Raw genomic sequence first — 24,571 nt, 5'->3', positions numbered from 1 at the left:
AAGCTGCCGCTACGTCACAACCGAGAAGGCCTCGACGCTATCGCTCGTGCCCGCCACAATGATCACGTCGTAGTTGGTGATGACGGTGTCGGCCGTGGCGTAGGTAAATTCCTGGCCGGGAGACTTCACACCCACCACAGTCACGCTGTACTTCGAGCGCACCTGTGAATCACGCAGCGACTTGCCGCGGATCGACTTCGGCGGATACATCTTTGCCATCACAAATTCGTCGTCGAACTCGATGAAGTCGAGCATCTTGCCACCAAGCAGGTGCGCCACGCGCTCGCCGGCCTCGGCTTCGGGGTAGATCACGTGGTGTGCACCGATACGTTTGAGGATGCGGCCGTGCGTGGACGACATGGCCTTGGCCCAAATCTGGTTGATTTTTAGATCCGCCAGGTTTGCGGTCACGAGCACACTCGCCTCAATCGAGGTGCCCACGGCAACCACCGCCACCGAGAACTCCTGCGCGCCAATTTGCCGCAACGCCTCGATATTGCGGGCATCCAGCTGCACGGCGTGAGTGACCCGCTCGGCCCACTTCTGCACCAGATCGGGGTCGGTGTCTACGGCGAGCACCTCGCGACCCTGCCGCTGCAGCTGCCCGGCGGTGGCGGCACCGAATCGGCCCAGGCCGATCACCAGCACTGGTGAATTTTTGCTGTTCGCGTCAACCAACGATGATCCTCTCTTCAGGAAGTCGATACAGCTGTTTTCGTTCGCTCGAAGCAACCGCCGCTGCCATCGTCACAGTTCCCACGCGGCCGAGCCACATGGTCACCGCAAGCACCAGCTGCGCCGCCGGGGTGGTCGACTCGGTCAGTCCGGTCGATAACCCAACGGTAGCGAACGCGCTAATAGTGTCGAATATTGCCTCGCGCATCCCGGCGCCGCTCAGCGACATCACCAGAATGGAGCTGACCCCCACCACCATGGCACCCCAAAGGGCCACCGCAATGGCCAAACGCAACACATCGTGGGGGATGCGGCGGCGGAACAATTGCAGATCTGAACTTCCGCGGGCCTCGGCAACCGCCGCGAGGAAGAGCACCGCCAGGGTTGTCACCTTAATACCGCCGGCGGTGGAAGCCGAGCCGCCACCCACAAACATGAGCGCGTCCAGCACCAGCAGTGATGAGTCGTTCATTGCATCGATGTCAATCGTTGAAAAGCCACCCGAGCGGGCCATCACCGACAGGAACGAACCGCCCAGCAGCCCCTCGATCGGAGTTCGCGAACCGAAAGTGTCGCTGTTGCCACTTTCGAGCAACCAGAGCGTGAGCGCGCCGAGCACGAACAGCACCAGCGTTGCCGCCAGGGTCAGCTTGACATGCACACCGGGACGCTTAGAACGGTCGCGCGCCCAACGAACCAGCGAAAACAGCACCGGAAAGCCAAGCGAGCCGAGGAAGGTTGCGGCCGCCAAGCATCCCAAAAACCAACCGTTATCAGCGAATTCGGGAACGCCGCCGGGATTCGGTGCAAAGCCGGTGTTGGTGAAGGCGCTGGCCGAGTAGTAGAACGAGTAGCTGACAGCATCCCACCAGTGGGTCACGAGGTCGGAAGCCCAAAAGACCGGCAGGATGAACAGCGCAATGATCGTCTCGATAATGATGAGCGACAGCGCCACCGTGGCGAGCATCCCCCCAATTTCGCCTAGGCGAACAGCCTGACTTTCGGAGACCGCGCCGCGATGTAGTCGCAGGGCGTTGCCGTCTGAGGCAGCGATAAGCCGCTGTCGCAGCCCGAGTTTGCGGGTCACCACGCTGCCGAGAATTGATGCCAGCGTCAGCACCCCGATGGCGCCAACCTCAATGCCGAGGAAGATCACCACATTGCCGAAGGGCGACCAGTGCGTGCTCATATCCACCGTGGACAGACCTGTCACACAGATCGTTGAGACCGCGGTGAACAGCGCATCCAAATATCTCGTGGGAGTGCCGTCGGCCGAAGAAATCGGTAGCGTGAGCAGCAACGACCACAAAAAAATGATCGAAGTAAACACCAGCACCGCAAACCGACTCGGCGAAGCCGAGCTCATTTTTGAGATTGCCTGGCGCCAACGCTGAAGCAACGGCATATGCACGATGCTACTCGGTTTGCCAAGCACGTCCGCCGGCGGTGCGATTTGCTTCGTCCGCGGGCGAACTTTAGTGCCAGAGCTTGGAGAATCGGCGGCGACACTCTAGGGTTTAGCTATCACGTGTTTACATCTGCCACAGAAAGTGAGCCTGCGGTGACGCCAGAACAGCGCGCAGCGAACGACCTGCAAGACGTTCGTTTCCTGACTGTGGCCGAGGTCGCGCAGCTGATGCGTGTTTCGAAGATGACCGTGTACCGCATGATTCATGCGGGCGAGCTACCCGCGGTAAAGTTTGGGCGTTCGTTCCGAGTGCCGGAATCATCGGTGCAAGAAGCGATATCGGGTGCGACCGGAACGCGTAGCGCGTAGTAAGCTCGTATGAGCGCAAAACTTCGCCGATGCGTTTCATCGGCGAGTTCGTCAACATTTTCCAGATAGTTGGGAGAGCCCATGGGTTCAGTGATCAAGAAGCGCCGTAAGCGCATGTCGAAGAAAAAGCACCGCAAGCTGCTTCGCAAGACTCGTCACCAGCGTCGCAACAAGAAGTAGCGCTGCTATGCAGATGCCCCGCTTATCGGCGGGGCATCCCCGTTTTCCCAGGGTTTTTGCAGCGGCGTACCATGGAGTGCATGGCAGCGATGCGAATTCGACCCCCTGACGACACGTTCTCGCTGAAAGAACGACTCGGCTCCCGCAAGGTGGGTGGGGTGCTGCTCCTGCTCGCCGCGCTGCTGGCGTTTATTTTCGCAAACTCGCCACTCGAGCCGTCGTACACGGCGGTAAAAAACTTCAACCTGCCAATCCCATTCCTCGGCATCGATGACATGCCGATCGCTCGCTGGGCCAGTGACGGTATCCTGGCCATCTTCTTTTTTGTGGTGGGCCTCGAACTCAAACGCGAGTTTGTCACCGGACAGCTGCGCGATCCCCGCAAGGCGGCCCTCCCCATCGCCGCCGCAGTGGGCGGCATGGCGGCACCCGCAGCCGTGTATGCCATCGTCGTTGCGACAAGCGGCGTGGATGCGATGCAAGGCTGGGCGGTGCCGGTGGCCACCGATATCGCGTTCGCGCTGAGCGTGCTCGCCGTATTCGGCAAGGGGCTGCCGTCACCATTCCGCGTTTTCTTGCTTACTCTCGCGGTGATGGATGATCTTCTCGGCATCCTCGTGATCGCCATTTTTTTCACGCAGCACCTCAACTTTTGGTGGCTGCTGGCGGCGCTCGCCGCGATCGTGGTCTACGCGCTGGTGGTGAACAGCGGCATCAACCTCGCGGTGATACTGATCCCGCTGGGCGTGCTGGCGTGGTACTTCATGCTCTGCTCGGGCGTGCATGCCACGATTGCCGGAGTGCTGCTGGGGCTTGTCGTGCCGGCGCTACCGAGACGCGGCCAAGAGATCTCGTTTGCTGAAGATATGGAGCACGACTGGAACGCGCTCTCGCAGGGTTTTGCGCTGCCGGTCTTCGCGTTTTTCGCGGCCGGTGTGCCAGTGGCTGTCGGCAGCGGCACCATGCTGGATGCGCTCCAGCATCCGGTATTTCTCGGTGTCTTCCTGGGGCTACTCATCGGCAAACCCATCGGTATCTTTTTCACCGTGCTCCTGCTGCACCGGTTGCCGATGTTCAAACTCGACAACAATATGCACCTCGCGGATGTCGCCGCGCTCGGTGGACTGGCGGGCATCGGGTTTACCGTGTCGCTACTCATCGGCGAGCTCGCGTTCCGTAGCCAGGAGCAATTCACCGACTACGCGCACTTGGGCGTGTTGTTCGGATCGATCGCTGCAGCCGTCATCGCCGCGGTGACGCTGCGGCTACGAGCAAAGGCGGCTGTTAACGAACAGCTCGATGATGACGAGGCATTCCTGCCATGACCCGCATCAACTTTTATGAACGCCAGGGATGCCACCTGTGCGACGATGCGCTCGAAGTGGTGCTGGCCGAGGCTGCTGCCGCCGATGCCGAAGTGGTGCGCCACGATGTTGACGCCAAACCCGAACTGCAGGCGCGCTACGGCGAGCTGGTGCCGGTGGTTGAAATTGACGGTGTGCAGCACTCGCAGTGGTTTGTTGACGCCGGGCGATTGCGGGCGGCGCTCACCCGTTAGTCGGCTGTGGTGGGTGGGGATGCATCCGGTTCGCCCCGGTGCTCGCCAATAATGAGGTGCGTGCGCACTGATACCACGCCGGGAAGTTTCAACACGCCCTCCAGTACGGTGGCACTGAGATCGGCGTGTGAGGGTGCGGCCACCTCGACCACATAGTCGATATCACCGGCGATGGTCAGCGTGCGCACCACATGGGGCACGCCCGCGAGATCGGTGGCGAGTTCGCTGCCAGCGGGGGAGGCGCCGGTGTCGATCACCAGGATCGCGCGCACCGGGCGGCCAACCTTGGCGAGGTCAACCTGGGCGCGGTAGCCGGTGATGACACCCGCATCCTCAAGCAATTGCACCCGCGCATGTGCGCTCGACCGAGAGATATGCACGCGTTCGGCGAGCGCCCGCACCGAGAGCCGCGCATCATTGTGCAGCTCGCGCACGATCGCCAGGTCGATCTCGTCGAGTTCTCGCATGGGTTTAGCGTAGGTCACCGTGAGTGCAGTGGAACATTTTGGGGGCAGGATGTTGCTCAGCGCATCCTGGGGGCGAAATGTTCTGGTGAACTCACGGCGCCCCAAAACCGCCAGCCAAATGGCTGTATCTGGTGGTCAAACTAGGCCAAATGTCTGCAAAATGTGGACAATTGGCGCCGCTTGACCGGAGTTGCTCGCAGCATCTGGCGCCGATGCTGCCCAGCGCGTCACTATCGACACATGAACGACAACGAGGTCGCTCGACGCGCTCCCGAGCTTGACGACGCGAGTGCCAGCACCGCCCACGAGATGATGCTGGCGCAGCTGCCAGGAGCGCAACCCACACAGCTCATCGCGCCCGACGGCACCCTGGCCGACCCAGAACTCGCCGGCGGGCTTGACCTACCCGATCACGACACCCTGCTGCACGCCTACCGCCGCATGGTGATCGCCCGACGCTGGGACACTCAGGTCACCAAGCTCACCCGGCAGGGGAGGCTCGCGACCTTCCCCTCCGGGCTCGGCCAAGAAGCAAGCGAAATCGGCTCGGTGCTCGCACTCGAAGAGCACGACTGGATGTTCCCCACCTACCGCGACTCACTCGCGCTACTCACCCGCGGCATCGAACCCGGCGAGCTGCTGCCATTCTTCCGCGGCGACTGGCATGTGGCCTACAACCCCTACGACCACAACGTTTCCAACCAGGCCACGCCGCTCGCCACCCAAACTCTGCACGCGGTTGGGTTTGCACACGCCGAGCGGCTGCGTGGCCGTGACACCGTGGCAATCACCTACCTGGGCGACGGTGCCGCAAGCGAAGGCGACGCATTCGAAGCACTTAACTTCGCCGCCACCTGGCAAACCCCCACCGTGTTCTTCGTGCAAAACAACCAGTACGCCATCTCGGTGCCCATCGAGCAGCAAACCCGCTCGCGCTCAATTGCCGACCGTGCAGCGGGGCTCGGCATGCCCGGCGAATGGGTCGACGGCAATGATGTGGCGGCGGTGCTTGCCGTGGTCGGTGAAGCCGTCGCCCGCGCCCGCCGCGGTGAGGGCCCGACTCTCATTGAAGCGCGCACCTACCGTCTCGAAGCCCACACCAATAGCGACGACCCCGGCCGCTACCGCACCGCCGAAGAACAGGCCGCCTGGGAAAAATTCTGTCCCATCAGCCGCCTGGCCACCTATTTGCGCGCCCAGGGCGTACTGACCGATGAGATCGAAACCGAACTCACCGCCGAGGCCGAAGCTCTCGCAGCCGCCACCCGTGATGTCATGAACGACGAGCCCGAGCTCAACCCGCTCGAGCTGTTCGACCACGTTTATGCCGAACCCCGTGCAGCCCTGCAAGAACAGCGCCAGGCACTCGCAGCCGAGATGGTCGAGCGCGAGGATCTCAGCGACCAGCTGCGTGACACGGCCCGCGCCGCACTCGACGAGCAGCCGGCACCGCCAACCGCAACTGTCGATGCATCCGAAACCGCACCGGGTCCCGCCGAAACTATGACCATGGCAGGCGCGCTCAACGCAGCCCTGGCCGACAGCCTCACAGCTGACGACAGCGTGGTCGTATACGGCGAGGACATTGGCGCTCTCGGCGGCGTGTTCCGAGTCACCGACAAACTCGCCGCCGAGTTTGGGCCCGAGCGGGTGTGGGACTCGCCGCTTGCCGAATCGGGCATCGTGGGCACCGCCATCGGTATGGCCATGGCGGGGATGCGACCAGTGGTCGAAATGCAGTTCGACGCCTTCTCGTATCCATCGTTCGAGCAGGTGGTGTCGCATGTCGCCAAAATGCGCAACCGCACCCGCGGCAACGTTGCGCTGCCAATGGTGATTCGCATCCCAACCGCCGGCGCAATCGGCGGGGTAGAACACCACAGCGACTCATCCGAGGCCTATTGGGCGGCAACGCCCGGGTTGACCGTGATGCAGCCAGCCACACCGCAGGATGCGTACACGATGCTGCGGCAGGCGATCGCCTCACACGACCCGGTGATCTTCATGGAACCGAAGAGCCGCTACTGGATGCGTGGCGAAGTGCGCCGCGAAGGTAGCGCGCACGGCGCCAAAGTGGTGCGTGAGGGCACGGATGTGACCCTGATCACCTACGGTGCGACGGTGCGCACGGCGCTCGCGGCCGCCGAATCGGGCGCTGCCGAAGGGCTGTCGATTGAGGTGATCGACCTGCGCACGCTCTCGCCGTTTGATGACGCCACCGTGGCCGCATCCGTTAAAAAGACCTCGCGCGCCGCGGTGATCCACGAGGCAGCCCAATTCGGCGGTTATGGCGCCGAGGTGGCCGCACGCGTGAGCGAGCGCTGTTTTTACTGGCTGGATGCACCGGTGCTGCGCATTACCGGGTTTGACGTGCCCTATCCGTCACCCAAACTTGAAGAGTTTTATCTGCCGACGGCCGAGCGGGTGCTCGCCGCCCTCGACACCTGGGAGTGGTAACAGTGCTGGTTCGTGAGTTTTTGCTGCCGGACCTCGGTGAGGGATTGACCGAGGCAAAAATCGTCGAGTGGAAAATCGGCGTCGGGGATGCGGTAGAGATCGACCAGCCGATCGTCGATGTCGAGTCGGCGAAGGCAGTTGTGGAGCTGCCAGTGCCGTTTGCAGGGATCATCGAATCGCTGTGCGGCGAACCCGGCGACACCATTGAACTGGGAGATGTGCTGGTGCGGGTGCGCCAGATTTCCCCCGACGGCAGTGAGGCTGAGCTGCCAGCGACCCAGCCCGATGCCGGGCGCGAGGCTGCCGAGCAGCTTGCGGATGCTGATCCCGCCGATGCCGAGTCGTCGGAATATTCGGGTGCTGTGCTCACCGGCTACGGGCTGCACGAGTCGAAGGTGCGGCTGCGGCGGCCCGAAGGCGGGCGGTTTCGAAACCGCGGAGCCGCGGCGGCAGTGAGTTCAGCGGCCACGATGCCGCAGGACGCATCGAAGCTGCTGGATTCGACGCGAAACTCACCGGTCATGTCGCCGCTGGTGCGTCGCGAGGCAAAAGCCGCCGGATTCGATGCCCGTCACCTTGCCGGTTCGGGCCGCGGCGGGCTGGTGCTGCGCGCGGATGTGCGGGCGGCAATCGAGCAGCTCGGCGACACCGCAACGGTGGTGCCTGCCCGCGACCAGCGCCCCAGTGGTCAAAGCTGCGCGGCCGGCGCCGGTGATCGCCGCATGCCGCTCGATGGGATGCGGCAGTTGGTCGCCGAACACATGGTTGAATCACACTCGACCGTGCCCAAGGCGACAATCTGGCTGGATGTGGATGCGACCCCGCTGCTCGAGCTGCGGCAGCAGCTGCAGACCGCCACCGATGAGCGGTTCAGTCTCACCACGCTGATCGCCCGCATCGTGGTGGCGGCGTTGCGCGAGCATCCCCGACTGAACTCGTCGTTTGACTCGCGCGAGGGAGTCATCGTGGAGCATAGTGCGATCAACCTGGGGCTGGCCGCGCAGACCCCGCGAGGCTTGATGGTGCCGGTTTTGCACGGGGTCGAGGGATATACGCTGCGAGAGCTGCGGGATGCAGTGGGCGAGCTGGTTGCCGAATCGAAGCGCGGCAATTTTTCGCCTGCGCAGCTTAGCGGCGGCACTTTCACGTTGAACAACTATGGCGGGTTCGGTGTGGATGGCGCCTCGCCGATCATCAACCTGCCACAGACCGCGATGCTCGGGCTCGGTCGGCTGAAAGAACGCCCGTGGGTGGTGGACGGTGAGCTCGCCGTGCGCCGCGTGATGACGGTGAGTTTCGTGTTCGATCACCGGGTGTGCGACGGGGATGCGGCCAGCGCGTTCTTGACCTATGTGACCGATCGCATTGAAAACCCGGTGCTGCTGCACACCGACCTGTAGCCGCGCTACACGAGCGACGGGAGCGCCACCGAGATGAGCAGCGCAAGAATCACGGTGTTGAACACGAACGCCAGGAGATTGTGTGCGGTGGCGGCTCGTCGTAGTGCAGTTGTGCGTAGCTGGGCGCCGGCGAGGTTGTAGGTGGTCGACATTTGCAGCGAGAGGAACACCATGTCAGAGAACACGGGTGGTTCTTCGCCGAAGTCGTAGTGGAGCCTGCCGAGCGCCCACTCGCGCAGATAACGCACTGCAAACGAGACGAGGATGAGCACCCACGAGCAGGCGACTCCGGCGAGTGCCGACACCGAGAGCAGCAGATTGCCACGCAATTGCGTCGAGCTCAGCAGCATCACCACGATTGCGAGCGAGATGAAAGCTGATCCGACTGCCTGGGCCACCTCGCCGGTTCCTCGGCGTCGCTGTGTGGCTAGTTCGGCTTCAGATCGAGGTGACGACCACGCGGCCACTTGGCGCATCGCCGATCCCGAAAGCTGTCGGAAAGCGAACAGCGTGAGTGGCACATACACCAGTGTCGACACGATCATGATGACCGCGTAAATGTAGATGACCTGCGTGAGGTAGCGAGGCATCCCCTCGGTGATATCGAAACGGATGCCCGTAAAGATCGCCAGCGGCACTATCGTGAGCACTGCGGCGGCAGAGCTGAGATATTGCCGGGGGGCTTCTTTCGCGAGCCAGCGCGGTTTGATGCTCTGGCTGCTGCCGGTTAGCTGCCCGCCCGTGCCCGCCGCCTTGTGGTGGCGACGGCGGACACGGTGCGTGGACCCGTTGCTATCAGACTCGGCAGCCAAAGCACGCATTTTGTCGATCCGGATGCCTAAGGCTGGAGGCGGTTCGGGCCACGGAACAGGTAGGTGACCTCGCGCAGGTTGGGTTGGTGGAGCATGAGCATCATCATGCGGGCGAGTCCCATACCGAAACCGCCGTGCGGGGGTGCGCCGTAGCGGAAGAAGTCGAGGTAGAAACCGAGCTCGTCTGCATCCATCCCCTTTTCGGTAACCTGCTGCTCGAGCACATCGATGCGGTGCTCACGCTGTGCACCGGTGGAGATTTCAACACCGTTCCAGATGAGGTCGTATGACTTCGTCAGGGATGCGTCGTCGTCATGTCGCATGTGGTAGAAGGGGCGGATCGAGGCGGGGTAGTCGGTGAGGAACACGAACTCGGAGCCGTGCTCTTCGAGTGCCCAGCGGCCGATCTCTCGCTCGCCCTCGGGATCCATGTCGAGGTCTTGGCGCTCAAACTTGTGGCCGCGCGATTCGACAATCTTGCGGGCTTCGAGCAGCGGCACCCGCGGGATGGGGCCGGGAACCTTGATTTCGACACCGAACACGCGCTCGATGTCGTCGCCGTGCTTTTCTTTGACGGCGGTGAGGGCGGTGCGCAGGAGGTCTTCCTGCATCTGCATCACGTCTTCGTGCGAGTTGATCCACGAGACCTCGGCATCGACGCCGGTGAATTCGGTGGCGTGACGTGAAGTGAAGGACGGGTCGGCGCGGAAGACGGGACCAATTTCGAAGATCCGCCCGAAGCCAGCCGACTGCGCCATCTGCTTGAAAAACTGCGGTGATTGCGCGAGGTAGGCCTTGCGGTCGAAGTAGCTGACCTCGAACAGTTCGGCCTTGGTTTCGGATGCCGAGGCCATGAGTTTCGGGGTGAAAATTTCGATGTAGTCGTTCTCAATCCAGTACTGGCGCATCGCGTTAACGAACGTGGTCTGGACGCGGAACATGAGGTTGTTGCGCTCGGTGCGCAGGTCGAGGAAGCGCCAGTCGAGACGCACGTCGATGGCGGAATCATCGGCGATCGGGGTTTCGGGGAGTGCCGCCGACTCGACCGTGATCGACGAGATCTTGACCTCGAGGCCGCCGAGCTTCACACGCTCATCGTGCTTGAGATCGCCTTCGATGGTGAGCATGGTGCCCTTGGCGAGCGGCGAGATGACCTCGCTAATGTGCTCGCGATCTTCAGTGCGCGGGTTGACGAGCTGGCATGCGCCGGTCTCGTCGTGCAGCACAATGAACTGCACTTTTTTCTGGTCGCGGACGGTGTCAACCCATCCCTGAACCTTTACTGGGCCTTCTTCGAGGGCGGCAAGCGCCGAAATCACGGTACGTTCAGTCACGCATCTAAGCCTAGTGGTTGCATCTTGCCGTGAGCACAAAAGCTGGCGACGCCGCGTTGGACGCGCGCGGGCGGCGCGGTGCGAGGGTGCAGGGTGCAGGGGTGTGCAGGCTGGCGCTCGGGTACACCGCGGGTGTTGGGGTACACCGCAGTAGCGGTGTGCCCGAGGGGTTTTCGGTGTACCGCAGTGGCAGAACGGTGGATGCGCGCGCACATCAGTGGGCACTAGCGGCAAGTGACACCGCTTTTGACTTGTGGCACCGGTATGCGGGTGCCTTTTGTCGGTTGCGGTGCCATTTTGCGGGTGAGATGCGGGAAGTGGCACCGCGCGAGATGCGCGTGGCATGCGCGTGACGCTCGGGTACACCGCGGATGCTCGGGTACACCGCGGATGCTCGGGTACACCGCAATAGGGGTGTACCCGAGAGGTTTTGGGTGTACCGCAGCGACAGAGCGGGTGCGCGTGTGGTGCGCGTGGGGGATGCGCGGGGCCTGGGTGTGCAGCTCGCGGGATGCGCGCGACGCTCGGGTACACCGCGGATGCTTGGGTACACCGCGGAGGCTTGGGGACACCGCAATAGCGGTGTCCCTGAGGGTTTTGGGTGTACCTCAGGGCAGAATGGGCGCAGCGCGAAGCGGCGAAATGCCGCTAGTAGACGGTCAGGCCGCGCTCGCGGAACTGCCCGCGCACCCGCTCGAGTAGTTCAAGCGAGGGCGGCTCAACACCCTCGAGCTGGTATTTGCGGCCGAGCCGCTTCCACTTGTCGGCGCCCATCTGGTGAAAAGGCAGCACCTCGGCGCGTGAAAGTGTCGACCAGCGCGCCATGATGTCGGCCACGCGCTCAACGTTGTCGTATGCATCCGTGTAGCCGGGAACCAGCACGAAGCGGCCCCAGATCTCGGTGCCACTCGCCGCGAGCCGGTCACCAAACTCGATGGTGGGCGCCAGCTGGCGTGAGGTGATGCGCTCGTAGGTGGCCTCATCCCCCGACTTCACATCGAGCAGCACCAGATCGATATCCGCGAGCATCTCATCGGTGACATTGCGCCCCAAAAAACCCGACGTGTCAATGGTGGTGTGCACCCCGAGCGCTTTTGCCTCGCGCAACAGCCGAGCCGCAAACTGCGGCTGCTGCAGCACCTCACCACCCGAGAGTGTGATCCCGCCGCCGGTGGCATTGAACACGGTGCGGTAGCGCTTGACCAGGCTTACCAGCTCACCCAGCGCCACATCCTGCCCGTCTTTCGCGTACAGCGTGTCGGGGTTGTGGCAATAGAGGCAGCGCAGCGGACATCCCGCGAAAAAGATCGTGAGTCGAGTTCCCGGCCCATCAACCGCGGTGACCAGCTCCCACGAGTGAACCGACCCGAGCTCACCAGCGCGGATCGTTGACAGCCGCTCATGCCGTTCAAGATCGAGGTCGTCAACGCCGTCAAGGCCCGCGCCAACGCGACGCGGGCCCTGCGGCAGTTCAGTGATGTTGATGGCCACGAGCGAACCGATTAGGCGTGCTGGTGGAAGGTGCGGTTGAGTACGTCACGCTGCTGCTCGGGAGTGAGCTTCACAAAGTTCACGGCATACCCCGAAACCCGCACCGTCAAGTTGGGATACTTTTCGGGGTTCTCCATGGCGTCCTCGAGGGTGTTGCGGTTCAACACGTTGATATTGGCGTGGTAGAGACCCGACTCCATATTGTTTTCGGAGCGGTTTTTGTGCATCGAGGCGAGTCGTTCTTCAAAGCTTTTAACCGACATTGTTGATTCTCCTAATCCTGCATGATGAAGCCGGCGTCGAGGATGCCGACCAGGTTGCGAACGCGTTCGTCTGGGGTGCGGCCCAGCCCTTGCGGGGTGATGGTGTTGGTGAGTGAAATGCCGTCGAGGGCGTCGTTGTAGTCGAGCTTGCCGACGCTGAGCATCGACGCGACCATGCCGTGTGTGTCCATGGAGTTCTCGGGGTTGGCGCCCGGCGAGAACGGGGTGCCGGCAACGTGCCCCGAGGGGAACGAGCCGGTGTTCTTGCCGTACACAACATTGGAGGTGATGGTCAGCACCGACTGCGTGGGAATCGCATCGCGGTACATCGGCACCTCCTTGAGCTTGCTCATGATGGTGTGCACGACAGTGGCGGCAATGTCGTCAGCCCGGTCGTCATCGTTGCCGTACACCGGGAAATCTCCCTCGGTGATGTAGTCGACCACGAGCCCGGTTTCGTCGCGCACCGGGGTGACCTTGGCGTACTTAATTGCCGCGAGCGAGTCGGCCACGATCGACAGGCCGGCGATACCGCATCCCATGGTGCGAACAATTTCGCTGTCGTGCAGTGCCATTTCGATGGCCTCGTAGGCGTAGCGGTCATGGCAGTAGTGGATGATGTTGAGGGCCTCAACATAGGTGCCAATAACCCAGTCGAGCATGTGCTCGTAACGCTCCCACACATCGTCGAAGTCGAGCGGGCCGTCGCCCTGCACCGGCTCGTAGCCCTCGACGATCTGCTTACCGCTCATCTCATCGCGGCCGCCGTTGATGGCGTACAGCAGTGCTTTCGCGGCGTTGACGCGGGCGCCGAAAAACTGCATCTGGCGGCCGACGCGCATGGGCGAGACACAGCAGGCGATTGCCGCATCGTCACCCCACTGTTCGCGAATCTGACGATCGGATTCGTACTGCAGCGACGAGGTCTCGATCGACACTTTCGAACAAAAATCCTTGTAGCCCTCGGGGAGGTTTGGGTCCCAGAAGATGGTGATGTTCGGCTCGGGTGCCGGGCCGAGGTTCATCAGCGTCTGCAACAGCCGGAACGAGGTCTTGGTGACTAGCGAGCGGCCGTCCTCACCGAAACCGGCGTCTGTCCAGGTTGCCCAATAGGGGTCGCCCGAGAAGATTTGGTCGTACGAAATGGTGCGCAGGAACCGCACGATGCGCAGCTTGATCACCAACGCATCGATGATTTCCTGGGCCTCCGATTCGGTGAGGGTGCCCTCGGCGAAGTCACGCTCAAAGTAGATGTCGAAAAATGCCGAGAGGCGACCGAACGACATCGCGGCCCCGTCCTGGCTTTTCACCGCGGCGAGGTAAGCCATATAGGTCCACTGCACCGCCTCTTTAGCGTTCCGTGCCGGACGGCCGAGCTCGAGCCCGTACACTTCGCCCAGGTGCAGCAGCTTCTTCAGCGCCTTGATCTGCTCGGAGTGCTCTTCGCGGTAGCGAGCCCAGTGTTCGCTGAACGGTTTGTCTGCCACCGAGTCTTTGGCGTGCTGTTTTTCTTCGATCAGTGCGTCAACACCGTAGAGCGCGACGCGACGGTAATCGCCGATGATGCGGCCGCGCCCGTAGGCGTCGGGCAGGCCGGTGATGATGTGCGAGCTGCGGGCGGCCCGGATGCGCGGTGTGTAGATGTCGAATACGGCATCGTTGTGCGTCTTGCGGTAGCGGGTGAAGATGCGTTCGACATCGGGATTAACTTCTTTGCCCGCCTCTTCGATCGCGGTGCGAACCATGCGCCAGCCGCCGAAGGGCATCATGGCGCGTTTGAGGGGAACATCGGTTTGCAGGCCGACGATCACGTCGTCGTCCTCGCTGATGTAGCCAGCCGGGAACGCATCAATATCCGACGGGGTGTCGGTGTCGACGTCGTAAACGCGCTTGCGGCGCTCCACCGACAGATAGTCGCGCTCGAGCGTGTCCCACACGCGCAGGGTCTTTTCGGTTGGCCCCTCGAGGAAGCTCGCGTCGCCGTCGTAGGGCGTGTAGTTGCGCTGGATGAAATCGCGCACGTCGATCGACTCGTTCCAAACGCCCGGGGCGAAGCCCCGCCAGGCTGGTTCGGTGGCGATGTCGAGGTGAGAAAACTGCGGCTGAGTCATTGCATCACTACTCTCGTTGCGTCGTTGTGGATGCTTTGGATGGCCTCGTGAGCCCTCCGGCTCTAGTTTACGCGCTCACGGCCCGGAAATCCTCGGTAAAAAGGCGCCTCGAGCGGCCCGCATCGGCCGTGTTTAGGGCGGCGCATCTAGACTGCATCGGTATGCGAGAACAGCGGGTTTTTTTGGTTCGTCACGGTGAGGTCGATAACCCCGACCATGTGCTGTATGAGCGGCTACCCGGCTATGGGCTGAGCGCTCGCGGTGCGGCCATGGCGCAGCTGGCGGCCGACCACCTGGCTGGCGTCACTGAAGATCCGAAACTCGTGGTGTCGCCGCTGCAGCGCACCCGTGAGTCGATGGCGCCGATCGAGCGCGCCTTCGGTGTGAGCGCCGAAGCAGATGAGCGGGTTATTGAACCGTGGAACCGGTTTGCTGGCACGCGCATCAGCACCGCGCTGAAATCGCCCCGGAATTGGCCGCTGGTGCGCAACCCGCTGCGGCCGAGCTGGGGTGAACCGTTTCGCAGCATTACGGACCGGATGCTTACGGCACTGCGCGAGCAGGCCGTAGCGGCTGCGGGTCGCGATGTTATCGTGGTAAGTCACCAACTGCCGATTTGGATGGTGCATCGCGCCGTAACACAGCAGCGGCTGGCGCATCATCCGGGTCGCCGTCGCTGCGCGCTTTCGAGCGTGACGACGCTGCAGTACCACCCCGCCACCGACCTGCAGGAAATTGACTACTGCGAACCCGCAGCCGAACTGCTGGTTGGGGCCACTGACCTTGGAGCCGTGTGAACCGATACACCGCCCGCCGGATGAGCGCGGTAGCCGCCCTGCTGCTGGTCGCGGGAGCGCTTGCCGGCTGCACGAATGACTCACTGGCTGACAAGTACGCCGCTTCGGAAGAACAGGGATATGTTGCCGGCGACGGCTCTTGGCAGGAGTTTGTTCCCGGCGAGCGTGCCGCACCGGTTGTGTATGGCGGCACCACCTCTGACGGCGCCGCGATCTCGAGCGATGAGCTCGTCGGCGATGTGGTTGTGGTCAATTTTTGGTACGCCGCCTGTCCGCCCTGCCGGGCAGAGGCCGAAGATCTTGAACAAGTGCATCAGAAGTACGCCGAACAGCGGGTGCACTTCGTCGGGGTAAACGTCTACGACCAGGCCGAAACCATTAATTCGTTTAATAGCGAGTTTGGTGTGACTTACCCGTCGATCATTGATGTCAATGACGCCGAGGTGCGGCTGGCCTTTGCCGATAATGTGCCGCCGCAGGCGATCCCCTCAACCCTCGTGCTCGACCGCGAGGGGCGGGTGGCTGCGGTGATCCGCGGTGTGGCCGATCCTTCGGTGCTCGGGGCGATGATTGATCGGGTGCTCGAAGAAAACGCTGCTTGATGATTGAGGTTTTGGCTGCGTCGCCCGGCGAAATTATCGTCAGCGGGCAGCTTGTGGTGGCGCTTCCGCTAGCACTTTTGGCGGGATTGGTTTCGTTTGCATCCCCCTGCGTGCTGCCGGTGGTGCCGGCCTATCTGGGGCTGATTGGCGCAACCACCGAGGTGTCGGCCACCGAGGGTGTGGCCGTGCGTGCGGCATCGGATGCAGACAACACCGGCGCTAAAAAAAGCGCCGCCAGCGCTGTGACTCAGCAGCGCGCTGTGACGCCGCAGCGCCGCGACGGCGGTCGTGTGGTGCTCGGATCGCTGCTATTTGTGCTCGGCTTTTCGGTGATCTACGTGATTACCGGGGCCGCTTTCGGGCAGCTCGGGGTGCTGTTTTTGCGCTGGCAAGATCCCATCACCCGGGTGTTGGGTGTGGTCGTCATACTCATGGGCGTCGTATTTCTCGGCCTGGTGACCCCGCTGCAGCGCACACTGCGACTGCGTGCCGCCCCCGCGGGGCTGCTGGGAGCGCCGCTATTGGGCATGGTGTTTGGGCTGGGCTGGGCGCCGTGTTTGGGGCCGACGCTCGTAGCCATCCAGTCGCTGTCGTTTCAAGAGGCGTCTGCGTGGCGTGGCGCGCTGCTGGCTTTTGCCTACTGTCTGGGCTTGGGGGCGCCTTTTGTGCTGGCGGCTTTCGGTTGGCAGGCGGCGACCCGCTGGCTGGGCTGGCTGAAGCGGCATGTGCGCATCATCAATATCATCGGGGGTAGCATCCTGGTGCTCATCGGTCTGCTGATGGTGACCGGCGCCTGGAGTGCCCTCATATCGCAACTCGGAGCAGTACTTCCCGGCTATGTCACACCAATCTGATTCCGCACCCGCTGTCGAACGCTCGGCCTCGAAATCTGCGCGTGCATCCCGCGCGAACAATCCGCTGGTGCGCGGCTGGCGCAGTGCCTGGGCGTGGCTTACGAGCATGCGCACGGCACTCATTTTGCTGCTGATGCTGGCGGTTGCGGCGGTGCCCGGTTCGCTCGTGCCGCAGCGTTCGAGTGACCCGAATGGCGTCACCACCTGGTTTAACGACAAGCCCGATATCGCGCCGCTGCTCGACAAGCTGCAGCTGTTCAACGTCTACACATCGTGGTGGTTTTCGGCCATCTACATGTTGCTATTTGTGTCGCTGGTCGGCTGTATCGTGCCTCGCCTGGTGCATCACTGGAAGGCACTGCGGTCGGCTCCGCCACGCACCCCGGCACGACTATCGCGCCTGGATGCGTATGCGACAGTGCGGTTGGATGAGCGCTGGGCCGGGCGCGAGGCCGAAGTCGTCGCGGCGGCAAAAGAAGTGCTGGGGCGGCGGCGCTATCGCGTCGCGGATTATGAGTCGCGCGGGACTGTTTCGGTGTCGGCCGAACGCGGCTATTTGCGCGAGACCGGCAACCTGCTGTTTCACGGCGGGATGCTCGGGCTGATCGTGTCGGTCGGCTTGCTTTCTGGATTCAACTGGCACGGCCAGCGGGTGCTGGTTGAGGGACAAACGTTTGTGAACGGCCTGGTGAGCTATTCATCCTTCAGTCCCGATCGTTTTTTTAACCCCGACCAGCTGAAGCCGTTTTCGTTGCGTCTCGAAAAACTTGACGTCACCTATGAAACTCAAGACCAAGAGCATCTGGGTCTACCGCTTGACTATGACGCGCAGGTCACTGTGCAGCTGCCCGGTGAGGAGCCGAGCAAACACAACGTCAAGGTCAACTCGCCTCTGCGAATCGACGGCAATGATATTTATTTGCTCGCCAACGGTTATGCGCCGACCATTACGGTGCGCAACCCCACCGGCGAGGTGGTTTTTCGCGACTCGATCGTGTTCATTCCGCAAGACCAGTTCCTCACCTCTACCGGTGTGGTGAAGGTGCCGGATGGACTTTCAGAGCAGGTGGGGATGCTCGGCTTTTTTTATCCGTCGGCTCACGAACTTGAGTCGGGGGCGTTCGCATCCGATCATCAAGACCTGCGCAACCCGCTGCTGACCCTCAATGTCTATACGGGGGATCTCGGTCTCGACACGGGAATGCCGGTGTCGGTGTATTCGCTCGACACCGAAAACCTCACGCCGATTGCCGCGCGCGACCTCGATGTGAAGCCGCTGCAATTGCATCCCGGTGAGACGGTCGAGCTGCCGAACGGGCTCGGCACCATCACGATGGATGCCGAGATTCACCGCTATGCCTCATTCAACGTGCACAGCGACCACACTCGCATCCCCGGCGGTATTTTTGTGGCGTTGAGCATCCTCGGGCTGATCGGTTCGCTGCTGGTGCCGCGTCGCCGTGTGTGGGTGGCGGCTCGCGAACACGAGGGTGGTGTGCTCGTCGAATATGCCGGGCTTGCCCGTGGTGAAGACCATCAGCTCGCTCGCGCGGTCAACTCACTCGTGGACGAGCACACGGCGGTGCTTGTATCCTGGAAGGCAGACTCTCGAAGGGATCTACAGTGACACAGGTGTTGTCGGACTGGTCGGACGTTTTCGTTTACATCGCAATGGCGGTGTACGCTGTGGCGTTCGTCACGTTCACGCTCGATTTTGCAATGCGCGGATCGAAGACCGCAGCCGCCGCGAAGCAGTCATCGGCGGCCGGTGCCACGGCCCGCAACCGTGAACTCGTGGGCGCCGCAATTGCCGGTGGCTCGTCAGCCGCGAGCGACGCCGGTATCACGGTGGCAAAGCGTAACGATGTCGGCAGTGGTGTGAGCGCCAATCGCAGCGCTGAGCCAATGTGGAAAGACTCGAAGTCGACCAAGCTGCTGCCGGTAGCAATGGTGCTCACCGTGGCCGCCTGGGTGCTGCACCTGGTGGGCGATGTGCTGCGCGGAATTGCCGCCGCACGAGTGCCGTGGGCCAATATGTACGAGTTTTGGCTCACCGCGACCCTGCTGATCGTGGCGGTGTTCCTGCTCGTGCAGCTGTGGCAAGACCTGCGATTTTTGGGTGCATTTATCACCGGGTTCACCACGCTGACTCTCGGCATTGCGCTCATCAGTTTTTATGTGCCGGTGGCGCCGCTGCAGCCGGCACTGCAGTCGGTGTGGCTGGTTATCCACGTGTTCGTGGCAACGCTATCAACCGGCTTTTTGGCGCTTGGTTTTGGGCTGTCAACGCTGCAGCTTTTCCAGCATCGTCGAGAAGCGCGCGTGCGTAGCGGCCTTGTCAGTGGCGGCCCGTTGACCGCCCTGCCCACCAGTGTGCGGCTCGAAGACCTGGCCTTCCGCGTCAACGTGGTCGGATTTATCCTGTGGACTTTTACGCTCGTGGCCGGTGCGATCTGGGCGGAGCGCGCCTGGGGCCGCCCGTGGGGATGGGACACCAAGGAGGTGTGGACCTTCATCATCTGGGTGGTCTACGCCGGTTACCTGCACGCCCGCACCACGCACGGCTGGCGCGGTAAGCCCTCGGCCTGGCTGTCGATCGTGGGCTTCCTTACGGTGCTGTTCAACTTTGCCGTCGTGAACGTGTTCTTTAAGGGGCTGCACGCCTACAGCGGTCTCTAAACCACTGCGTCAAGCCCGCTCGGCCGCGCTATTCATTTGCGGCGAGATGTTGGTAGCAGTGCGTGATGCGTTCGCGCCACCAGTGTTGCCGCTCGGGTGCGGCAGCGTGCTCGGCCAGTAGCGCCGCGGAGGGCACGGCGGGTGCGAGCGAGATGCGGCCGTTTTCGGGCACGCGGGGATGCTCAAGCACGTCGGCAGCAAATAGCGACACGGTGCCGAGCCCGGCAGCAAATCGAGGTTCGGGCATCCGGGCAGCCAGTTGGGCGCCCATCACCGTGCCAACCGAAGTTTCGAGTGCGCTCGAAACCGTGGCGCTGAGCCCGGTTTGTGCCACCACCTCGGCGGCACGGGCGATGCCACCCAGCGGCTGCACTTTTACCACCACGTGATCGGCCGCGCCCGCGCGAGCCACTGCGAGTGGATCGCTCGCCTTGCGTACCGACTCGTCGGCGGCGATGCGCGTTGCGATACCGCGTTGGCGCAGCCGGTCGCGCAATTGCGCGAGCTCGCTGACCGTGGCCACCGGCTGCTCGGCATATTCGAGATCGATTCCGGCTGCCGCGATGGCAACCAGCGCATCCTCTGCCGCATCCAGTGACCAGCCGCAATTCGCATCGATCCGCACGCGAGCGCCGGGCAGCGCATCCTGCACCGCTTCGAGTCGCGCGAGATCGTCGCGCAGCTGCTGGCCGGCCTCGGCAACTTTCACCTTGACTACTTCGCAGTTACCAAAGCGCGCGAGCACCCGCGGCACCTCGGCTGCCGTGACCGCGGGCACGGTGGCATTCACGAGCACCGAACCCGACTCGAACCGCGGTAGTGCCGGGTCAAATCCGTATTCGAGCGCCGCCGCCAACCAGGTGGCGGCTTCGGGCACCTCATACTCGAGGAACGGCGAAAACTCCGACCACACCGGCTGCCCCGCCACCGTGGCGGTCCCGGCAAACAGTGCTGCTTCGCGGTGCGTCACGCCGCGGAACCGGGTGCGCAGCGGTAGCGAAACGATGTGGGTGCGGGCGAACAGCTCTGGCAGGTCGATCAGCATGCGAACTATACTTGCAAGGATGACAATGATCGACCAGGCAGCTGCCCAGCGGCGCCCACAGTACCGGCACGCAACTGAGGTGCCGGTGCCGGTGGCCGAGCAGCTGCTGAACCCGTTTAGCTGGCGAGTCGGTCACTGGGCGTTTTTCCTCGGTGTGATGACGATGGTCGCCGACATCATCGTGGCACTGTACGTCTTCAACTTCTTTGGGCTCTCACGCCAGTTTGAAATTTCAATGTGGCTGCTGGTGGCCGGGCTGCTTGGCTTTGCTGCCATCACGCTGGCGCTGTATGCGGTGGTGTTCAACGCCGGCCGAGGCATCGGCATCGCGGCTTTCCTGCTGAGTTTCTTTTTTGGTGCGGCACCGGCCTGGCTGGTCGGCAACACCATCTGGCAGCTGATCATTAACGGCGGCCAGCTGCCGTACGCTCCCATCGACTGGTAGCGGATGCTGTGGCGACTGCCGCTACGGTAGTTGCTATGGCGCATCCGCTTTCAGATACTTTTGACCCGACCCGCTGGCGCGAGGTTGATGGCTTCGATTTTGACGACATTACCTATCACCTCGACACTTCCGGTCGGGTGGCGCGAATCGCTTTTGACCGGCCCGAGGTGCGTAACGCGTTCCGCCCACAAACAGTGGATGAGCTCTACCGGGCCCTTGATGACGCCCGCTGCAACCCCCGTGTGGGCGTGGTGCTGCTCACCGGGAACGGGCCGAGCCCGAAGGACGGCGGTTACGCGTTTTGCTCGGGCGGCGACCAGCGCATCCGCGGCCGTGACGGCTACCGCTACGCCGACGGCGACACCGCAGACTCGATCGACGCCGCCCGCTCGGGGCGCCTCCACATTCTCGAGGTGCAGCGGCTGATTCGCACGATGTCGAAGGTCGTCATCTCGGTGGTGAACGGCTGGGCCGCCGGCGGCGGACACTCACTGTATGTGGTGACCGATCTGACCATCGCATCTCGCGAGCACGCGCGTTTTAAGCAGACTGACGCCGATGTGGGGTCGTTCGATGCGGGCTACGGCTCGGCCTATTTTGCCAAGCAGGTGGGACAAAAATTTGCCCGCGAGGCGTTCTTTTTGGCCGAAACCTATGATGCCCAGCGCGCCTACGAGATGGGTGCGGTCAACCGGGTGGTGCCGCATGCCGAGCTCGAAACCGAGGCATTGAAAATGGCGCAAACCATCCTGGGCAAATCGCCAACGGCCATTCGGATGCTCAAATTTGCGTTCAACCTCACCGATGACGGGCTGATGGGCCAGCAGGTGTTTGCCGGTGAGGCGACGCGCCTGGCCTATGGCACCGACGAGGCGGTGGAGGGGCGCGACTCGTTCCTCGAAAAGCGTGACCCCGACTGGTCGCCGTACCCCTGGCACTTCTAGTGGCCGGCGAATCTGCAACGATCGGCGAGCCGCCGGCGCTGCGCGAAATCGACTCGCGAGACGTTGTCGAGGTGTTTGCCGCGCTGCGGGAAGCGCTTGCCGGCGGTGCACCGGTGCTGCCACGCGACCGGAGCGCGGCGAACTGGGCAACAGTGAGCTGGGGCGCAGATGCATCCGCGAACGGTGTCGAGTCGGCCGCCGGTGATATTGCCCTGGTGATTGAGACGAGTGGCTCAACCGGCACGCCCAAGCGCGTCGCACTGAGCACGGCGGCGTTACGAGCCAGCGCTACCGCAACCTATCGCTGGTGTGATGCGCGCACAGGCAAGGTGCCGGAATCGCGGCAGTGGCTGCTGTGCCTGCCCACCCACTACATCGCCGGGGCTCAGGTGCTCGTGCGTTCCATCCTCGCCAAAACGCAGCCCGTGGTGCTCGAGGGCAGGTTTACTGCCGCCGCATTTGTGGCCGCCGCAAAGCAGCTGACCACAGCCGCCCGCTATACGAGCCTCGTGCCGGTGCAGCTGCAGCGGCTACTCGCTGCCGCTGCCGACGACGCGGCGCTTGCCGCTGACATCGACCGGGTGATGCAACGCTTTAGCGCGGTGCTCGTTGGCGGGCAGCAAACCCCGCCGGCACAGCTTGCCGCGGCCCGCGAGCGCGGCTGGCCAGTGGTGACCACCTACGGTGCCAGCGAAACCGCGGGCGGCTGCGTCTACAACGGCGAGGCGCTTCCGGGCGTGCGGGTGCGCGAAGTTGACGGCGAAATCTGGCTCGGCGGCGATCAGCTCGCGCTCGGCTATCTCGGCGACCCCGAGCGTCAGGCCCGCAGCTTTGTGACTGTCGACGGTGTGCGCTGGTACCGCACGAACGATCACGGCACGGTCAGCGATGCATCCGGATGCCAGCGGGTGCGAGTGACCGGACGTATCGACCAGGTGATTATTTCGGGTGGCGAAAAAGTGCATCTCGGCGCGGTCGAACGTGCCGTGCAGACTGTGCCGGGATTTGAGCAAGCGGTTGCGGTGCCGGTGGCTCATCCCGAATGGGGCCAGTCGGTAGCAATTGTGGTGCCGAACCCGGCTGCCGCTGCGGCGACGATCGCATCCATACCGACAGCGGTGCGGGATGCCTGTGCGCCGCTCGGGCGGGCCGCGCGAGCGGTGCTGCTGGTTGAAATACCCGAGCTGCCGCGGCTGAGCAGCGGCAAACCCGATCGCCGGCAGCTTGAGCAAATCGCCGCCGAGCACGCCCATTTTTGTAACTGAGTGCGACAATCGTTGCCGTGAGTAAACGCAGCCAGCAAAACAAGCACAATCCCACCCAGCGCAAACGCCACGTCGAAACGGCAGTCGAGCAGGGCCCGGTAACGATCGGCGATTGGATCGAGGGCGCCCGGCTGCGCACCCTCCCACTGGCCGCCGTGCCGGTGCTGCTCGGCACTGCCGCGGCACTGGCAGCCGCCCCCGGCGAATATCACTGGGTGCGCGCGCTGGCGGCGCTCGCGGTGGCGCTGCTGCTGCAAATTGGGGTGAACTACGCCAACGACTACTCCGACGGTATCCGCGGCACCGACGACTATCGACAGGGGCCCCCGCGACTCACCGGTTCGGGGCGCGTTGAGCCGAAACTCGTGCGCAATGTGGCATTTGGATGCTTCGCGGCAGCCGCGCTGGTTGGTTTCGCCCTGTGTGTGGTGACCGGGCAGTGGTGGCTGCTCGCGGTGGGTGCGCTGTGCATCCTGGCGGCCTGGTTTTACACCGGTGGTAAGCATCCCTACGGCTATTACGGGCTCGGCGAAGTGTTCGTATTTGTCTTTTTCGGCCTGGTGGCAACTGTCGGCACCACCTATGTGCAGATTCTCGCCGTGCCGCAAGACACCTGGATTTTGGCGACCGCTGCGGGCCTTTTTTCGTGCGCCGTGCTGATGATCAACAATGTGCGCGATATTGACCAGGATGCGGTTGCGGGCAAGCGCACGCTGGCGGTGCTAATCGGGGATATTCCGGCGCGCATCACTTTTGCGGTGCTGACCGTGCTGCCGTTTGCCGCGACCGTGATGTTCGGGCTGCTCTACCCGCGCGTGTATCTGTCGCTGTTTTCGCTGCTGATCCTCATCCCGGCGATCATCATTGGCCTCACCGGTCGCTCGCCGCGCGAACTCGTGTTGGCGCTCAAGCTCACCTCGTTGGGGTCGCTCGTGTGGGCGATCCTGATGGCGATCGGCATCGTGGTGCCGTTCATGCAGTTCGCGCCGACGCCGTACTAGCGATCGTTGTCGGTGGCCGAGCCCTCGTCGGTGGCAGCAGCCGTCGACTCGGCCTGCGCCGCTTCGTACTCGTCGAGCAGCGCATCCTCTTCAATATCGATCGGTGCCCGGTGGTCAACTTTTTCGGCGCGGCGAGCGGCCAGCTGCTCGGCCATCACCGCGCGGTGCTTCGACAAAAAAATCTGTGAAATGCTCGCGCTCACCACGGCGCCCACCGCGATGCCGACCAGCCAGTTCCACTGCCAATCGGGCAGGATGAGCATGATTGCCACGAACGGCACGACAAAGCTGCCCAGTCGGGTAAGGGTGTAGATAATCCAAGCGCGGGTCGCGGTCATGCCGGCAAGTCTACGCGGCCGGGTCAGTGCGCGGACGCCCAGGTCGGCTGGCCTGGCAAATGCATGGACGACCGGG

23 protein-coding genes and 2 pseudogenes are annotated in these 24,571 nt (G+C 63.0%); 16 read left to right on the top strand and 9 right to left on the bottom strand.

The features are described 5' to 3' along the window. Window positions 1-9: 9 nt before the first annotated feature. Both PV375_RS03275 and PV375_RS03270 read right to left on the bottom strand, forming a co-directional pair. On the bottom strand, window positions 10-678 hold the full coding sequence (locus tag PV375_RS03275) for a potassium channel family protein (RefSeq protein ID WP_201518242.1): 669 nt from the start codon (window positions 676-678) through the stop codon (window positions 10-12). Further along, window positions 671-2,080, bottom strand: coding sequence for a TrkH family potassium uptake protein (locus PV375_RS03270; protein ID WP_332106108.1), 1,410 nt, complete (start codon window positions 2,078-2,080; stop codon window positions 671-673). The genes PV375_RS03275 and PV375_RS03270 overlap by 8 nt, the downstream gene beginning before the upstream one ends. A gap of 156 nt (window positions 2,081-2,236) precedes the next feature. Here PV375_RS03270 and PV375_RS03265 point away from each other — a divergent pair, with 156 nt between their 5' ends. The 4 genes from PV375_RS03265 (at window position 2,237) to PV375_RS03250 (ending at window position 4,190) form a co-directional block, all read left to right on the top strand. Continuing rightward, a complete protein-coding gene (locus tag PV375_RS03265) occupies window positions 2,237-2,452 on the top strand; it encodes a helix-turn-helix domain-containing protein (protein ID WP_230972581.1) in 216 nt (71 codons plus the stop codon). Between the two features lie 81 nt (window positions 2,453-2,533). Continuing rightward, window positions 2,534-2,632 carry a 30S ribosomal protein bS22 gene (locus PV375_RS03260; protein WP_005504750.1) on the top strand — a complete coding sequence of 33 codons (99 nt, stop codon included), beginning with the start codon at window positions 2,534-2,536 and terminating at the stop codon, window positions 2,630-2,632. Between the two features lie 80 nt (window positions 2,633-2,712). Beyond that, complete coding sequence (gene nhaA / locus PV375_RS03255) at window positions 2,713-3,957, top strand: Na+/H+ antiporter NhaA (protein ID WP_332106107.1); 1,245 nt, start codon at window positions 2,713-2,715, stop codon at window positions 3,955-3,957. Continuing rightward, complete coding sequence (locus PV375_RS03250) at window positions 3,954-4,190, top strand: glutaredoxin family protein (protein ID WP_332106106.1); 237 nt, start codon at window positions 3,954-3,956, stop codon at window positions 4,188-4,190. The genes nhaA and PV375_RS03250 overlap by 4 nt, the downstream gene beginning before the upstream one ends. Here PV375_RS03250 and PV375_RS03245 read toward each other — a convergent pair. Then, window positions 4,187-4,657 (bottom strand): Lrp/AsnC family transcriptional regulator, encoded by a 471-nt coding sequence (locus tag PV375_RS03245; RefSeq protein ID WP_332106105.1) that lies wholly within the window; start codon window positions 4,655-4,657, stop codon window positions 4,187-4,189. The genes PV375_RS03250 and PV375_RS03245 overlap by 4 nt on opposite strands. A gap of 240 nt (window positions 4,658-4,897) precedes the next feature. On the opposite strand from PV375_RS03245, the pseudogene PV375_RS03240 reads away from it, so the two are divergent. The 3 genes and pseudogenes from PV375_RS03240 to PV375_RS03230 all read left to right on the top strand — a co-directional run. Then, window positions 4,898-5,941: pseudogene (locus tag PV375_RS03240) on the top strand (thiamine pyrophosphate-dependent enzyme); the annotation flags it as partial. 93 nt (window positions 5,942-6,034) lie between these two features. Next, window positions 6,035-7,114, top strand: a complete 1,080-nt coding sequence (locus PV375_RS03235; protein ID WP_442903923.1) for an alpha-ketoacid dehydrogenase subunit beta — start codon at window positions 6,035-6,037, stop codon at window positions 7,112-7,114. Between the two features lie 2 nt (window positions 7,115-7,116). Beyond that, a complete protein-coding gene (locus PV375_RS03230) occupies window positions 7,117-8,514 on the top strand; it encodes a dihydrolipoamide acetyltransferase family protein (protein WP_332106104.1) in 1,398 nt (465 codons plus the stop codon). A gap of 5 nt (window positions 8,515-8,519) precedes the next feature. Here PV375_RS03230 and PV375_RS03225 read toward each other — a convergent pair whose 3' ends face one another. The 4 genes and pseudogenes from PV375_RS03225 to pflB form a co-directional block, all read right to left on the bottom strand. Beyond that, window positions 8,520-9,326: a DUF1345 domain-containing protein gene (locus tag PV375_RS03225; protein ID WP_332106103.1), complete on the bottom strand. Its 807-nt coding sequence runs from the start codon at window positions 9,324-9,326 to the stop codon at window positions 8,520-8,522. A 26-nt stretch (window positions 9,327-9,352) separates the two neighbouring features. Then, window positions 9,353-10,660: an aspartate--tRNA(Asn) ligase gene (gene aspS / locus PV375_RS03220; RefSeq protein ID WP_332106102.1), complete on the bottom strand. Its 1,308-nt coding sequence runs from the start codon at window positions 10,658-10,660 to the stop codon at window positions 9,353-9,355. A 648-nt stretch (window positions 10,661-11,308) separates the two neighbouring features. Continuing rightward, window positions 11,309-12,151 (bottom strand): pyruvate formate-lyase-activating protein, encoded by an 843-nt coding sequence (gene pflA / locus PV375_RS03215; RefSeq protein ID WP_332106101.1) that lies wholly within the window; start codon window positions 12,149-12,151, stop codon window positions 11,309-11,311. A gap of 11 nt (window positions 12,152-12,162) precedes the next feature. Then, window positions 12,163-14,525, bottom strand: a pseudogene (gene pflB, locus PV375_RS03205) (formate C-acetyltransferase). 161 nt (window positions 14,526-14,686) lie between these two features. Here pflB and PV375_RS03200 point away from each other — a divergent pair. From PV375_RS03200 to ccsB, 5 genes are all read left to right on the top strand, one after another. After that, entirely contained in the window at window positions 14,687-15,322 is a 636-nt protein-coding gene (locus tag PV375_RS03200) for a histidine phosphatase family protein (protein WP_332106098.1), read from the top strand. Continuing rightward, complete coding sequence (locus PV375_RS03195; RefSeq protein WP_332106097.1) at window positions 15,319-15,924, top strand: TlpA family protein disulfide reductase; 606 nt, start codon at window positions 15,319-15,321, stop codon at window positions 15,922-15,924. Before PV375_RS03200 ends, PV375_RS03195 begins: the two co-directional genes overlap by 4 nt. Beyond that, window positions 15,924-16,778, top strand: a complete 855-nt coding sequence (locus tag PV375_RS03190) for a cytochrome c biogenesis CcdA family protein (RefSeq protein WP_332106096.1) — start codon at window positions 15,924-15,926, stop codon at window positions 16,776-16,778. Before PV375_RS03195 ends, PV375_RS03190 begins: the two co-directional genes overlap by 1 nt. 106 nt (window positions 16,779-16,884) lie before the next feature. Further along, window positions 16,885-18,405, top strand: coding sequence for a cytochrome c biogenesis protein ResB (gene resB / locus PV375_RS03185; protein ID WP_332106095.1), 1,521 nt, complete (start codon window positions 16,885-16,887; stop codon window positions 18,403-18,405). After that, on the top strand, window positions 18,402-19,457 hold the full coding sequence (gene ccsB / locus PV375_RS03180) for a c-type cytochrome biogenesis protein CcsB (RefSeq protein ID WP_442903921.1): 1,056 nt from the start codon (window positions 18,402-18,404) through the stop codon (window positions 19,455-19,457). The genes resB and ccsB overlap by 4 nt, the downstream gene beginning before the upstream one ends. A 28-nt stretch (window positions 19,458-19,485) precedes the next feature. On the opposite strand, the gene PV375_RS03175 is transcribed toward ccsB, so the two are convergent. Beyond that, the gene (locus PV375_RS03175) at window positions 19,486-20,502 is read right to left on the bottom strand and encodes an o-succinylbenzoate synthase (protein ID WP_332106094.1); all 1,017 of its coding nucleotides are present in this window, start codon (window positions 20,500-20,502) and stop codon (window positions 19,486-19,488) included. A gap of 19 nt (window positions 20,503-20,521) precedes the next feature. Here PV375_RS03175 and PV375_RS03170 point away from each other — a divergent pair, with 19 nt between their 5' ends. The 4 genes from PV375_RS03170 to PV375_RS03155 are packed head-to-tail and all read left to right on the top strand — an operon-like array spanning window position 20,522 to window position 24,157. Beyond that, window positions 20,522-20,947, top strand: a complete 426-nt coding sequence (locus tag PV375_RS03170) for a hypothetical protein (protein ID WP_332106093.1) — start codon at window positions 20,522-20,524, stop codon at window positions 20,945-20,947. A gap of 35 nt (window positions 20,948-20,982) precedes the next feature. Continuing rightward, window positions 20,983-21,891: a 1,4-dihydroxy-2-naphthoyl-CoA synthase gene (locus tag PV375_RS03165; protein WP_332106092.1), complete on the top strand. Its 909-nt coding sequence runs from the start codon at window positions 20,983-20,985 to the stop codon at window positions 21,889-21,891. After that, on the top strand, window positions 21,891-23,156 hold the full coding sequence (locus PV375_RS03160; protein ID WP_332106091.1) for an AMP-binding protein: 1,266 nt from the start codon (window positions 21,891-21,893) through the stop codon (window positions 23,154-23,156). The genes PV375_RS03165 and PV375_RS03160 overlap by 1 nt, the downstream gene beginning before the upstream one ends. Before the next feature lie 17 nt (window positions 23,157-23,173). Then, on the top strand, window positions 23,174-24,157 hold the full coding sequence (locus PV375_RS03155) for a 1,4-dihydroxy-2-naphthoate polyprenyltransferase (protein WP_332106090.1): 984 nt from the start codon (window positions 23,174-23,176) through the stop codon (window positions 24,155-24,157). On the opposite strand, the gene PV375_RS03150 is transcribed toward PV375_RS03155, so the two are convergent. Beyond that, on the bottom strand, window positions 24,154-24,495 hold the full coding sequence (locus PV375_RS03150; RefSeq protein ID WP_332106089.1) for a DUF4229 domain-containing protein: 342 nt from the start codon (window positions 24,493-24,495) through the stop codon (window positions 24,154-24,156). The genes PV375_RS03155 and PV375_RS03150 overlap by 4 nt on opposite strands. Between the last annotated feature and the right edge of the window lie 76 nt (window positions 24,496-24,571).

The sequence above is a fragment of the Gulosibacter sp. GYB002 genome, assembly GCF_036577665.1.
Lineage (GTDB): Bacteria > Actinomycetota > Actinomycetes > Actinomycetales > Microbacteriaceae > Gulosibacter > Gulosibacter hominis.
The sequence above is the reverse complement of the archived record's forward strand: the minus strand, read 5'-3'. Positions and strand labels throughout refer to the sequence as shown.